Below are 13,931 nucleotides of genomic sequence, written 5' to 3' on the forward strand. Positions count from 1 at the left end.
TGTTCGTCTAAAATCAAAGGCTAAGTTCAGATGAACTTAGCCTTTTTTGATATTATTTTGCCAGACGCTCAGCAATCGCAGGGATGGTCGCTAAACTATCAAGGTATTTTTGCATAGCGGGCGTTATCTCTACGGGAGTATATTTAACTAAAAACATCACAAATGCCCCGACATATACATCGACAGCGGTAAATTGTTCGCCACAAATAAATGGGTTAGCACTGTTTAAACCCACCTCTAAGCAGGCCATTGTGCGTTCAACAGAGCCAAAGCCAGACGATTTTTGCTGCTCTTCGTTTAATTGAATACCTAAGTCACTGACCGTAAAGGCTGATTCAATTGGCCCTGCGGTAAAGAAAAACCAACGATAATAAGCAGCGCGTTTTGGGTCATCCAGTGCAGGTGCTAAGCCTTTTTCAATGAATTTATCTGCTAAATAACTACAAATCGCTGCAGTTTCAGTGACGATAGCATCTCCATCAACTAATGCAGGCACTTTAGCCATCGGGTTAATCGCGAGGTATTCAGCGGTGTGCATGTCTGCGCCATAGCCTAGCTCAATGCGTTTGTAAGGAACATCTAGGATTTTTAATAATAAATCGACGGTATTGCCGCGTGACATTGAGTTAGTAAAAAGGACGAGTTCGCTCATGGTTATTCCCTTATATGAAGTTGAGTACTTACTATAAGGGAGGGGAGTGTCAGAAATTGTCAGGAGAGACACACAACACGTCTTTTTGCCATCGTGCTAATAAATATTCCTTTGGATACGGTAGTTTATCGGAAAGTGCAAAATACGACTGAATACGATCCAAGCGAAAGTGACGGTAGCTTTCTCGTAATTCACACCATGCTGCTAAGACTTGGGACTCTTTCATATAACCAATGGCAATTGGCCAAATAACGCGTTCGGTTGATTGGTTTTGGCCATCAAGGTAAGTCATTCGGGCTTTGCACTCTTTTCGTAAACTTAAGCGTAAGTCCTTAGCAATTTTATCATTGATGTCATAATAATGGGTTGTAGGGGCAAATAAGGTATTTTGATTGAGGATCTTTTGGGCATTCCCCGCGACCACCGCATTGATTTTACTGATTGCACGTATGGCTGAATTTTTAAGTTCAGTATCTGCATTACTTTTTACCCAACGCAACCCTAAAATCAATGCTTCTAATTCATTTTCATCAAAGGTTAATGGCGGTAATAACAACCCTGTTTTGAGTTGGTAACCGATACCTGCTTCCCCTGTAATTTCAGCCCCTTGATTTCGGAGAGATTCTATATCGCGGTAGACTGAGCGAATACTTACTTCCAACTGGGAGGCAAGGGCTTCTGCCGTAATTGGATAACGGTTTTCTTTTAAGATTTGTAATAAGGTCAGCAAGCGTTGAGTACGAGTCATAAGTCTTGTTTATTTTCATTTAATACGTATTGCGCCTATTTATGCAACTAATAGGCGCAATGTGCGCAGTTATCGGCTTTTTTGCCACCAAGACACAATGTAATCAGCCACTTGTTCTGGGTTATTGATGTCAAGCTGTGGCACTTGAGTATCAATGATTTCATTACTGGCGACAGCGACTACATAGTTATCGATCAGGCCATTCAGTGGTTTTCCAACCTCAGATCGAAATAAAGCGATTTTATCGATCGTCTCATGTTTAAATCCTTCGACGAGAATCAAGTCTAAAGACGCAGGATCAAAACGGCTTGCTAAATAATACAGATCCATTTCTTTGGATTCTGGGGTTTCTGTCATAAGCGCCCAGCGCTTTTCGCTGGCGACAAGGGTTTGGTCAGCACCTGCTTTGCGTAATTCAAAGCTGTCTTTACCAGGTTTATCCACCTCCATATCATGATGGGTGTGCTTGATTAAACCGACACGGACGTTACGTTGCCTAAGCAGTGGAATGACTTTTTTTAATAATGTTGTTTTACCTGTGCCGCTGTAGGCGGTAATTCCGAGTAGAGGTAGCGTATTTTGTTTCATGGCTATTTTTGTTGTAACTCCCAGTTACGGCTATCTTCTGGCGTATTCAAGTTAGCGAATGAACCAGATTCTGATGAGAACGTGATGCCTTTTGCATTGATTTTCTGCATAAACAGCATCAATTTGCGATCACCTCTGGCGAGATAATCATCGAGTTGGGATTGGAGACTGCGGTGTAACAGGGCGAAAGTGGGGTGTTCGCGCTCGGTATCTTGAGCGTAACAGGCCAAATGCTGATCTTTTTCCATGAACATTTTTTCCGCTAAATTCAATGGGAAAGAAGGAACATCGCAAGGGACAAATAGCAGCCAATCGGTTTTGGCGCAACGAAGAGCTGCTTGCATACCTGCTAAAGGGCCTGAAAAATCCGCATTTAAATCCGTAATAACCGTCAATTGGCTTTGACGATATTCATCTTGATTGCGATTGGCATTAATCATCACTTGGTGAACTTGGGGGGATAAGCGTGCGAGGATATATTGGTACAAAGGCTTGCCTAACAAAGGCACTAAGCCTTTATCTTGCCCGCCCATACGTGTTCCTCGGCCACCTGCCAGTATGACCCCTGTAATTGATTGTCGAAATGACATATTCAATATCCTTGAATATCTTCAAGAAAATGTTTCAACTTACCTGCAAACACTTTCGCGTATAGTAATTGCTAAAATTTATTCTATTTTGCTATAAAATCAATGAATATTCGTACGTATTGGCGCTAAACTTTACGTAGATTGACAACAGTTCGCTTTTTCTCTTGTATGATTATTGATAACTTGTATCGAATATTCGTGATAAAGGAATAAACATGAAATGCCATCGCTTAAATGAAGTTATTGAGCTTCTGCACCCTGTTTGGAAAGATAACTCAGATTTAAACCTTGTTGAATTATTGCAGAAACTTGCTGATGAAGCGGGCTTTAAAGGCAGCTTATCTGAATTAACGGATGATGTATTGATTTATCATCTGAAAATGCGTGGCACTGACAGTAACGATGTGATCCCTGGGCTAAAAAAAGACTATGAAGATGACTTTAAAACGGCCATTTTGCGTGCTCGTGGGATCATAAAAGACTAAATCATGAATGAGATAGAACCTTCGAATTTCCATTTTAGTGGGATTTCACCTGACTTGATTTTAGACGCGCTAATGGAAGCGGGGATTTACCTAGAATCAGGGCTGACTGAATTAAACAGCTATGAAAACCGCGTTTTTCAGTTTCAAGATGAAAATCGTCAACGTTATGTGGTGAAGTTTTATCGGCCTGAACGTTGGAATCGGTCGCAAATTCAAGAAGAACATGATTTTACGCTAGAATTACATGATGAAGGACTTCCTGTTGCAGCCCCTCTTGAGTTTGCTGGGCAAACGGTGCTGGAGTTTGGTGGCTTTATGTTTGCTGTTTTTCCGAGTATCGGTGGGCGGCAATATGAAACAGACAACTTATTTCAGCTCGAAAGCGTAGGGCATTTATTAGGGCGCATTCATCAAATTGGTCAGCGTAAAAACTTTGCATTTCGTCCGACAATAGGCGTGGATGAATACCTTGATAAACCGCGCGATATTATTGTTTCAAGTTCATTGTTAAAAGAACGCGATAAAGAGCCATTTGTAACATCGTTGGATAAGCTGATTGCGCAGGTCAAACTGCAATGGCCAACAAGCTTATCTACCCTAAGGCTGCAAGGGGATTGCCATCCAGGCAATATCTTGTGGCGTGATGAGGCTTGGATGGTGGATTTCGATGATGCGCGCAATGGCCCTGCGATTCAAGATTTATGGATGCTGCTCAATGGCTCACGCCAAGAGCAACTCATTCAATTAGATACGTTATTAGAAACTTATAATGAGTTTTCTGATTTTGATGTAAAACAGCTGAAGCTGATTGAGCCGCTTAGGGCGATGCGTATGGTTCACTATCTCGGGTGGATTATTCGCCGTTGGCAAGACCCTGCATTTCCTCGGGCGTTTTCGTGGCTACAGGCTGATGATTTTTGGCAAAAGCAATCTATTGAGTTTGCGCAGCAAATTGAACGGTTGCAGGATGCTCCTTTGCAATTAACCCCGCAGTTTTAACATTTAAGTCTTTGTTTTTGGAGAATGTAGTCTATGAAAAAAATTATGTTGGCTTTGCTTGGTATTGCCATGTCTTTTGGTGCTGCAGCGGCAAATTACACGGAAGGTAAAGAGTATACCGATGTTAAACCTGTGCAAAACCTGCCACAAGTTTTAGAGTTTTTCTCTTTTTACTGCCCACACTGTTACCAGTTTGAAAGTGTGTATAAAGTGCCACAAACGGTAGAAGCAAATTTACCGGAAGGCGTAAAAATGGAACGTTATCACGTTGATTTCTTAGGGCCTTTAGGCGCTGATTTAACGCAAGCGTGGGCAGTTGCTATTGTATTGAAAGCAGAAGATAAAGTGACGCCAATTCTGTTTGAAGGCATCCAAAAAACACAAACTATCAACAGCAAAGCTGATATCCGTAATGCTTTCATCAAAGCAGGTATCTCTGGTGATGAGTATGATGCAGCACTGAATAGCTTCGTGGTCAAATCTGTGGTGGCAAAACAGCAAAATGCTGCCCAAGATTTAAAACTGCGTGGTGTGCCAGCATTATTTGTTGATGGTAAATATCAAGTCCGCAACAACGGTATTTCAGCTGATAAAGCGGAAGACTATGGCAAAGAGTTCTCCAATGTGGTGAATTTCTTAGTGAATAAAAAGTAAGCCTTCTTGATGGTGGCAAATCATGCCACCATCAAGCTATTTCCCCTCACTGCTGAATCAATATCCACAATTCGACGACTCCCTTCATCTTGTGTTAAATCAAAACATGTATTAGCTAACCCATTGATTTTTATTTCTTGTTTTTATATACAAACAACCTCTTTCTTATTGAATTCAATCAATAACATAAATATATACACACGGTTATCCACAGGATATTCCATTACGTAGTGTGATTAGCCATGGGGTGAATAATCACTTCGTTGGCTTGAATTAGCGATCATTTGTTTGAAATTGGTCGCGATTTCAACAGAATTTCGGCAGAGGGTTGGCGTAATGTAAAACTTGGGATGTATCCTAAGCCACATTATGGCATCCTATGGCTCTTCATTCCCGATTAACAAGATGATGACAGACTATGGCTCAGATTGCAGAAAACCCCCTTATTTTGGTTGATGGTTCTTCCTACCTATACCGTGCTTATCATGCATTCCCTCCGCTTACAAACAGCGCAGGTGAGCCTACAGGTGCCATGTATGGTGTGCTCAATATGTTGCGCAGTTTAATGCTGCAATATAAGCCTAGCCATGTCGCGGTTGTCTTCGATGCGAAGGGAAAAACGTTTCGTGATGAATTATTCGAAAGTTATAAATCACACCGCCCACCGATGCCTGATGACTTGCGGGCACAAATAGCGCCATTACATGAAATGGTTGAGGCGATGGGGTTACCGTTGCTGGTTGTTTCAGGCGTAGAGGCTGATGATGTTATCGGGACGTTAGCCCGTGAGGCGAGCCGTAAAGGTATACCTGTTTTGATTAGTACGGGTGATAAAGATATGGCGCAATTGGTTGAGCCAAATATCACACTGATCAATACCATGAACAACACCATCTTAGGCCCTGATGAAGTCAAAGATAAGTATGGTGTTCCTCCTGAGCTTATTATTGATTTCCTCGCATTGATGGGTGACTCGTCAGATAACATTCCGGGTGTACCGGGTGTTGGCGAAAAAACGGCATTAGCACTGTTACAAGGTATTGGTAGCTTAGACGCCATTTACAACGACCTTGATGCTATCGCGCCATTAGGTTTTAGAGGTTCAAAAACCTTAGCCCCTAAAATGGCGGAGAACCGTGAACTTGCGTTTTTATCTTACCAACTGGCGACGATCAAAACCGATGTAGAGCTAGATAAAAAATGTGAAGAATTACAAGTGACTGAAATTGATGCAGATAAGCTTCATCAATTATTTAGCCGCTATGAATTTAAACGTTGGTTAGCGGATGTTGAAAACGGCTCTTGGATGGATGGCAAAGGTGTCAGTAATAAAGCGGCTCCAACGCCTGCGACGGCACCAGTAAAAGCCGCGGCCCCTGCAACACCAACACTCAGCGCTGAAAATTACCAAACTATTTTAGAAAAAGCCGATTTAGATAGCTGGGTTGAAAAGCTGAGTGCGGCGTCTGTATTTGCTTTTGATACCGAAACTGACAGCTTAGACACGCAAGAAGCGCGTTTGGTCGGCATGTCATTTGCGATTGAAGCGGGTCATGCGGCCTATTTGCCTTTAGGCCACGATTACCTTGATGCACCCGCTCAGTTACCGCTTGATGAAGTCCTTCAAGCGATGAAACCGATTCTTGAGAGCGAAAAAATTCTCAAAATTGGTCAAAACCTGAAATATGACGCGGAAGTTTTAGAAAACTATGGCATTGAATTAAAAGGTATTGGCTATGATACCATGCTGGAATCCTATGTATTAAATAGTGTGGCAGGTATGGGACGTCATGATATGGACAGCCTTGCAGAACGCCACCTTAACCATAAAACGGTCAGTTTTGAAGAGATTGCAGGTAAAGGTAAAAAGCAGCTGACGTTTAATCAGATTGCGCTAGAAGAAGCCGCGAATTATGCAGCTGAAGACGCTGATGTCACCTTGTTGCTGCATCAAGCACTTTATCCGCAGGTAGAAGCGAAGCCAAAACTGAAGCACATTTTTGAAAATATCGAAATGCCGCTGGTGCCTGTGTTAGTTCGCATGGAGCGCAAAGGGGTATTAATTAATGCAGCGACACTGGCAGCACAATCCAAAGTGATCACGGCGCGTTTAGCTGAATTGGAAAAAGAAGCGTTTGAACTGGCGGGCGAAGAGTTTAATCTTGCATCACCAAAACAGTTGCAGACTATTTTATTTGAAAAACTGCAATTACCCGTGATTAAGAAAACGCCAAGTGGTGCAGCATCAACGAATGAAGAGGTATTGGAAGAGCTAGCGCTTAACCATGCGTTGCCTAAATTGCTTTTGGAGCACAGAAGCTTAGCCAAACTGAAGTCGACCTACACAGATAAGCTGCCACTCATGATTAACCCGCGTACTGGCCGCGTTCATACTTCTTATCATCAAGCGGTTACGGCAACAGGGCGTTTATCTTCACGAGATCCTAACTTACAAAATATTCCTGTAAGAACAGAAGAAGGGCGGCGAATTCGCCAAGCGTTTGTGGCGCGTGATGGTTATAAAGTCATGGCGGCTGACTATTCACAAATCGAATTACGTATTATGGCGCATTTATCTCAGGATAAAGGCTTACTTACCGCGTTCGCAGAAGGGAAAGATATTCATAAAGCAACGGCAGCAGAGGTGTTTGGTATTCCTCTTGATGAAGTGACTAGCGATCAACGTCGCAGTGCAAAAGCAATTAACTTTGGCTTGATTTATGGTATGAGTGCTTTTGGTTTAGCGCGTCAGTTAGGCATCCCGCGGGGTGAAGCTCAGCGTTATATGGATTTATATTTTGAACGTTATCCAGGTGTTCTACGTTATATGGAAAATACGCGTTTACAGGCATCTGAACAGGGTTATGTTGAAACCTTAGAAGGGCGTCGATTATATTTAGCAGATATAAAATCCAGCAACGGTATGCGTCGTAAGGCCGCAGAGCGTGAAGCGATCAATGCCCCAATGCAAGGCACTGCAGCTGACATCATCAAAAAAGCGATGATTGCTGTCGATAACTGGCTACAAACGGAAAAACCACAAGCAGATATGTTAATGCAAGTACACGATGAATTGGTTTTTGAGGTCAAAGAGTCTGAGTTAGAGCGTGTTCAAGCTCAGGTACAAGCCCTGATGGAGCAAAGCTTGAAGCTTGATGTACCGCTCAAAGTGGAAGTTGGTATCGGGAATAACTGGGATGAAGCCCACTAGTTTTTGATGAGCTTAAAGTTGAGAAGCGCCTAATGAAATTTTATTAGGCGCTTTTTTTATGAATACGTTTCGGGTAGTTATGCGTTTGGTATTATTGACTGCAAATTGAACATAATTACTCGATAATTCACTGAATTTTAACTTGAAAAATTAAAAATAAATGACATATTTATGCGATGTAGCTCTCATAAATATGTAATAAAAATACGATTTTTTATCTTGATTTGAATATATGGGTAGCTGAATCGTAGTAAGCTTTGAAAAAAAACTACAAAAAGACTTTTTTTCGAGCGAAAAATAAAGTACATTAATAGGCGTAGGGTACAGAGGTAAGATGTTCTATCTTTCAGACCTTTTACTTCACGTAATCGGATTTAGCTGAATATTAGCTGCTCCAGTCAAAGTTTTTGACTGGAGCATTTTTTTATCTAAAATTCAGGCAATTAGATTTGAGGCAGGTTAGTGAGCCATCAGTGACTCACTTGTTTGGTCGGTTACGCTGGCGTGTTATACCAGCTATCTAGCTTAATTCGCAGTTTATCAACACCAATCTTTTTCAGTGCAGAGAAATATTCAACCTCAATATCCCCTTCTAATGGTGCCAGCGCTTCACGCACTTCTGTAAGCTGTTTCTTTCTTGCGCCTGATGCCAGCTTATCGGCTTTTGTCAGCAAGACTAAGACTGGCACATTCATCGCGACAGACCATTCAATCATCTGCATATCGAGATCTTTTAGCGGATGACGGATATCCATTAAAACGACGAGGCCTTTAATGCACTCTCTTTTTTGCAGATATTCGCCAAGTGCTTGTTGCCATTTGCGTTTCATTTCTTCGGGAACTTCGGCATAACCATAGCCTGGAAGATCAACAAGACGTACACCTTCTTCAACTTCAAATAGGTTGATGAGCTGAGTTCTTCCAGGTGTTTTACTGGTACGTGCTAAGCTTTTTTGCTGTGTTAATGCGTTTAACGCACTGGATTTACCTGCATTTGAGCGGCCAGCAAAAGCCACTTCAATACCCGTATCTTTGGGTAGATGACGAATATCGGGTGCACTGATGACAAATTTTGCCATCTGATAGTTATGATTCTTAATTGCCATTTGTCGTTCTCCCTGAGTTAGCCTCAAAAGGCGGGGGGATTATAGCTTTGCTTGGCCTCTTCCGACAACTCGAAATATTACCCGCGCTTGGGTAATCCTATAATGAATGACTAGATAAGAGTAGAAAAAGTAGGCAATGGATAAATAATCACAATTCTCGACGTTTTTTATCGAAATTGGTCTACAATCTAACGCAATTAGTGATTTTCAAGCTTTTGGAGTAAATATAGGTAAATCTTTAGCAATCTTGATGGCTTCGCTCTAGAATTGCCTAATTGCAGTTGTAATATGTCATAACGAAAGGGATCTTACATGTTAAAACGAATTTTTGTGCCACTTTTGGCCGTCTGCGCAATGAGCGCCTCCTCTTTTGCATTATCGGCGGGTGAGACTTACATCAAGTTAGTCACGTCTGCGGGTAATATTGAACTAGAATTGAACAGTAAGAAAGCACCAGTGACGACAGAAAACTTTGTTCAATATGTTAATGAAGGTTATTACAACGGAACAACCTTCCACCGTGTTATTCCTGGTTTTATGATCCAAGGTGGCGGTTTCGATAAAGATTTACAGCAAAAACAAACTCGCGCACCTATCAAAAATGAAGCGGATAATGGCTTGCGTAACTTACGTGGTACCATTTCAATGGCCCGTACAGCAAATAAAGACAGCGCAACAAGCCAGTTCTTTATTAATGTTGCAGATAATGCATTTTTAGACCACGGTCAACGTGACTTTGGTTACGCCGTGTTTGGTAAAGTGGTTAAAGGCATGGATGTTGCAGATAAAATCTCTAAAGTGAAAACGGAGAATGTCGGCCCATACCAAAATGTTCCCGTAGAACCAATTACAATCATTTCAGCTGAAGTGATTAAAAAGCCTTAATGCTGTTTAGTGGGTAAGCGGATGAGTTTACCCACTTTTACTACTCAAAAAGCCGTTTTTTAAGTTCGCTATACATTTCATCACGCCTATCTACCGCAATAACGGTTACGGTGGCATTAATATCACTGGAATTATCACTTTTCACTGTATAAGCAAGACGATACGCATCATTCTTGAGCTTAATTTTATAGCAATTATGCTGTAGTGAAAGCCGGTTCTTTCATCACCGCTGCAGGATTTTTTTTAAATATGCTTTTAGCTCTATTTTTAGTGCTAATTTTGGCTCTAATTTAATTTTTGTCTATTAAATCCACGAAAAGTTTGTCTGAATTTCATCGTTTTAGTCAATACTTTTACTCCCTTGTATTTAAAGTAATTCTTAATCTCATTATGAAATTGTTATGTGGGTGTAAATATAATTCCATGATTTTTATATGGAAATTTTTATGGATAAAAAGCATTCCTTGACTTAAATAGGCTATTTTCTTGCTTAGGCTGTGCTATGATAGCCGCCCTTTGTTATTTTTCGTGGTGTTTTAATCATCGTTCTGATTGTCAATATCCGAAAAATATGCATGGGATATAATATATAATGATAAAAATCAGTCGGATAGGCTACTATGCTTCTACTTATTGATAATTACGATTCATTTACTTACAACCTTTACCAGTACTTTTGTGAGTTAGGTGCTGAGGTTGTTGTAAAACGTAATGACGAAATTACCATCGAAGAAATTGAACAGCTTTCGCCTACGCATCTGGTGATTTCACCTGGGCCATGTACACCAGATGAAGCTGGGATCTCCCTTGAGGCGATAAAGTATTTTGCGGGGAAATTGCCTATTTTGGGGATTTGCCTTGGCCACCAAGCCATAGGGCAAGCTTTTGGCGCATCAGTCGTCAAAGCCCGTGAAGTGATGCACGGAAAAACATCCGCAATTCATCATAACCATCAAGGTGTGTTTAAAGGTTTGAACCGCCCGTTGACGGTCACTCGTTATCATTCTCTCGTTATTGCAGCAGAGACACTTCCTGTTTCTTTTGATGTATCAGCATGGTCACTGAATAACGGTGATGTAGATGAAATCATGGGAATACGGCACAAAACCTTACCAATCGAAGGCGTTCAGTTTCACCCTGAAAGCATTTTGAGTGAACAAGGCCATGAGTTATTGAACAACTTTTTAAAGTATTAGTCTGGCAATATTACTAATAATAAATTAATTATGCATATTTCCCCCTTGCCTATTGCTCTTTTGTGATTTTTTATTCATATTTGATGCTTATATTTTCACTTAAGCATCCAGTTAGAGCAGGTGAGGGGTATGACAGAACAACAATCAGTAAATCGGCAGACTTTTGACCAAGTCATGTTGCCTATATTTTCGCCCGCTGAGTTTATTCCAGTAAAAGGCGAAGGAAGCCGAGTTTGGGATCAGCAGGGCAAAGAATACATTGATTTTGCAGGCGGAATTGCCGTTTTAGCGTTAGGGCATTGCCATCCAAGTTTAGTCGCAGCAGTCCGCGAGCAAAGTGAAAAACTCTGGCATGTCAGTAATATCTTTACCAATGAACAAGCACTTAAACTCGCGCAAAAGATCACTCAAGCGACATTTGCCGATCGCGCATTTTTTGTGAACTCAGGTTCAGAAGCCAATGAAGCGGCTTTTAAGCTAGCGCGTCGTTATGCCATCACAAAATACAGTCCTTATAAAACCAAAATCATTGCATTCAAGCAGGGGTTCCATGGCCGCACACTATTTACCGTTTCGGTTGGTGGGCAAGCTAAATACGCAGACGGTTTTGGGCCAAAGCCTGCGGACATTATCCATGTACCTTTTAACGACCTTGATGCAGTTAAAGCGGTGATCGATGAGAACACTTGTGCGGTTGTTTTAGAGCCCGTTCAAGGTGAGGGCGGCGTCACTGCTGCAACAAAAGAATTCCTGCAAGGTGTTCGTAAGCTGTGTGATGAAAATAACGCCTTATTAATTTTCGATGAAGTACAAAGTGGAATGGGGCGTACTGGTAAGCTATTTTCTTATATGCATTACAATGTGACGCCTGATATTTTAACCACGGCAAAAGCACTGGGTGGTGGTTTCCCTATCAGCGCCATGATCACTACAGAAGAAATCGCTAAAACGATGGAAGTGGGGTCACATGGCACCACATATGGTGGTAATCCATTAGCTTGTGCTGTAGGCAATGCGGCGTTTGATATTATTAATACTGAAGAAGTGCTAAGTGGTGTTGAAAAACGTCGCGAGCTATTTGTTGCACATTTAAATAAGCTGAATGATAAATATAACATTTTTTCTGAAATCAGAGGAATGGGGTTATTAATCGGTGCTGAGCTAGACGGCAGGTTACTCAACCGTTCGAAAGATATCTTACAAGCCAGTGCAGTAGAAGGGCTAATGATGTTAAACGCTGGCACTAACGTACTGCGCTTTACGCCTTCGCTGATTATTTCGGAAGAAGAAATTAACAGTGGTATGGAGAAATTAGAGAAGGCGATTGGGAAGTTGCTGAAATAACTGATAAATAAGTTGCAGAATGATTTCTGCAACTTATTGAAAATATTATTTTTATAACGATTATTGAGCTGGCAATAGTATTTTTTTCATCTTAGCTTGGGCCTCTAACCGTGCTTGTAATTGCTCTTTTGAACTATTAATTGGTATTCCAGCAGCTAGGCATTGAACTTTATGTGTATGTGAGTATTTTTTTATTCCTTTATTATTGGCTAAAGGATATTTATTTTTTAGTGTCTCTTCTTTTTGAGCTATTTTTTCCTCATTAACCTTAGTGTCTGGTGTAAGGTTATTACCTTCATTATCAGAATGGTAGCCAGAAGATAACGAGGTGAGACTAATTGAGAACATCGATGGTGCTCTATTGGCAAGCTTCTCCTGTAGCGCTCTAATTGTATGATTTTTATTATTATTATTAATTCTTAAGTCTTGGACTAAACCTCTATAATCAAGGTTATCATTACCTAACTCTTCTATTAAATTATATAATGACTCATTTTCAAATATTAAATTATCAATATTTTCATTATTTTTTTTGTTCTCTACTTCTGGTTTCTTTTCAAAAAAATCGTCAAAGTCAAAGTTGTGAGATTCATTATGGTATATAGGCGTATTATCTTCATCATAAGTAATTAAAGATTCACTAATTATTGTTTTTTTTAGGGCTAAAATATTTTTTCCTAGAGCATTTTTATCCAGTGTAATATTGTGAACTTTATTTTTTATATCTTTTAACTCATTGCTCAATAAAGTCCTTACTGAGCTTTGTATTTTAATTAACTCTTCAAGTTTTTCATTTTTTTCTTCTATATCATTTTCTATTGATATTTCTTTTTCTAATGATGCTAAGTATTTACTTTCTTTTTTTAAATGTGAAATTCCTCTTGTTTTTGATTCATATCTTATAGATGATTTCAGATCATCAATTTCATTTTTTAGCTCTTCGTGTTTATTTGTCAATTTTTCATTTTCGTCTAATAAATCTAGGTAATGTTTAAGATAGCCTATTGTTTCATTTTGTGTTTCTATGATTTCATCTGTAGCTGTATTTTCGCTAAAAAATTTATTCTTATCTAATAAATTATCAATGGAGTTTTCTATTTTATTTTTTAAATCCTTAATGAATTGTGGGATATTAAATGATTTTTCTATTAGCTTATTTTCGAGGGAAAATATTGTTTTTTTGTTTGAGTTTAATTTATTAAATAAATTTAAATTACTTTCCTTTGAACTAACTACGGTTAAGTTAATATGAAATGTTGATTCCGTATTTTTTGGGTTAAAACGAAAAAATGAGAAAGGATTATTTACTTTCATATTTTTAATTTTTTGTATAATACTGGGGGATTCTCTCATTGCTCCAGTTGATGAAATTTTTCTGTATGGCGAGCTAGTTATGGTATTGTTTAGGGTGTTAGTTTTCATAGTCATATCCTATATTAATGCTAAGAAGTAATTAATTATTAATGTAATGAT

13 protein-coding genes are annotated in these 13,931 nt (G+C 39.9%); 7 read left to right on the top strand and 6 right to left on the bottom strand.

Going from position 1 to position 13,931, the window contains the following annotated elements; genetic code table 11:
* Nucleotides 1-52 precede the first annotated feature (52 nt).
* The 4 genes from ACE2AL_RS01500 to mobA form a co-directional block, all read right to left on the bottom strand.
* A complete protein-coding gene (locus tag ACE2AL_RS01500) occupies nt 53-652 on the bottom strand; it encodes a glutathione S-transferase family protein (RefSeq protein WP_375083886.1) in 600 nt (199 codons plus the stop codon).
* Nucleotides 653-701: 49 nt separating this feature from the next.
* Nucleotides 702-1,400, bottom strand: coding sequence for a helix-turn-helix transcriptional regulator (locus ACE2AL_RS01505; protein ID WP_375083887.1), 699 nt, complete (start codon nt 1,398-1,400; stop codon nt 702-704).
* A 69-nt stretch (nt 1,401-1,469) separates the two neighbouring features.
* Nucleotides 1,470-1,988, bottom strand: coding sequence for a molybdopterin-guanine dinucleotide biosynthesis protein MobB (mobB, locus tag ACE2AL_RS01510; RefSeq protein ID WP_272573878.1), 519 nt, complete (start codon nt 1,986-1,988; stop codon nt 1,470-1,472).
* Between the two features lie 2 nt (nt 1,989-1,990).
* Complete coding sequence (mobA, locus tag ACE2AL_RS01515; RefSeq protein ID WP_206084829.1) at nt 1,991-2,578, bottom strand: molybdenum cofactor guanylyltransferase MobA; 588 nt, start codon at nt 2,576-2,578, stop codon at nt 1,991-1,993.
* A 215-nt stretch (nt 2,579-2,793) separates the two neighbouring features.
* Between mobA and ACE2AL_RS01520 the strand changes: the two genes are divergently transcribed.
* The 4 genes from ACE2AL_RS01520 (at nt 2,794) to polA (ending at nt 7,927) form a co-directional block, all read left to right on the top strand.
* Nucleotides 2,794-3,063, top strand: a complete 270-nt coding sequence (locus ACE2AL_RS01520) for a YihD family protein (protein ID WP_206084828.1) — start codon at nt 2,794-2,796, stop codon at nt 3,061-3,063.
* Nucleotides 3,064-3,066: 3 nt separating this feature from the next.
* Nucleotides 3,067-4,062 carry a serine/threonine protein kinase gene (locus ACE2AL_RS01525; protein WP_349415895.1) on the top strand — a complete coding sequence of 332 codons (996 nt, stop codon included), beginning with the start codon at nt 3,067-3,069 and terminating at the stop codon, nt 4,060-4,062.
* Nucleotides 4,063-4,095: 33 nt separating this feature from the next.
* Complete coding sequence (gene dsbA / locus ACE2AL_RS01530; protein ID WP_206084827.1) at nt 4,096-4,716, top strand: thiol:disulfide interchange protein DsbA; 621 nt, start codon at nt 4,096-4,098, stop codon at nt 4,714-4,716.
* Nucleotides 4,717-5,134: 418 nt separating this feature from the next.
* Nucleotides 5,135-7,927 (top strand): DNA polymerase I, encoded by a 2,793-nt coding sequence (gene polA, locus ACE2AL_RS01535; protein WP_375083888.1) that lies wholly within the window; start codon nt 5,135-5,137, stop codon nt 7,925-7,927.
* Nucleotides 7,928-8,421: 494 nt separating this feature from the next.
* Here the strand turns inward: polA and yihA are convergent, their stop codons facing one another.
* Nucleotides 8,422-9,033: a ribosome biogenesis GTP-binding protein YihA/YsxC gene (gene yihA / locus ACE2AL_RS01540; RefSeq protein ID WP_206084825.1), complete on the bottom strand. Its 612-nt coding sequence runs from the start codon at nt 9,031-9,033 to the stop codon at nt 8,422-8,424.
* A 312-nt stretch (nt 9,034-9,345) separates the two neighbouring features.
* Here yihA and ppiA point away from each other — a divergent pair, with 312 nt between their 5' ends.
* The 3 genes from ppiA (at nt 9,346) to ACE2AL_RS01555 (ending at nt 12,458) form a co-directional block, all read left to right on the top strand.
* Complete coding sequence (ppiA, locus tag ACE2AL_RS01545) at nt 9,346-9,918, top strand: peptidylprolyl isomerase A (RefSeq protein WP_206084824.1); 573 nt, start codon at nt 9,346-9,348, stop codon at nt 9,916-9,918.
* Nucleotides 9,919-10,538: 620 nt separating this feature from the next.
* Nucleotides 10,539-11,114: an aminodeoxychorismate synthase component II gene (locus ACE2AL_RS01550; protein ID WP_004265957.1), complete on the top strand. Its 576-nt coding sequence runs from the start codon at nt 10,539-10,541 to the stop codon at nt 11,112-11,114.
* A gap of 129 nt (nt 11,115-11,243) precedes the next feature.
* Nucleotides 11,244-12,458 (top strand): aspartate aminotransferase family protein, encoded by a 1,215-nt coding sequence (locus ACE2AL_RS01555; protein WP_375083889.1) that lies wholly within the window; start codon nt 11,244-11,246, stop codon nt 12,456-12,458.
* 60 nt (nt 12,459-12,518) lie between these two features.
* Here the strand turns inward: ACE2AL_RS01555 and ACE2AL_RS01560 are convergent, their stop codons facing one another.
* The gene (locus tag ACE2AL_RS01560; protein ID WP_375083890.1) at nt 12,519-13,880 is read right to left on the bottom strand and encodes a hypothetical protein; all 1,362 of its coding nucleotides are present in this window, start codon (nt 13,878-13,880) and stop codon (nt 12,519-12,521) included.
* Nucleotides 13,881-13,931 lie beyond the last annotated feature (51 nt).

The organism is Providencia xihuensis (assembly GCF_041953405.1).
In the GTDB taxonomy this organism is placed as follows: Bacteria; Pseudomonadota; Gammaproteobacteria; order Enterobacterales; family Enterobacteriaceae; genus Providencia; species Providencia vermicola.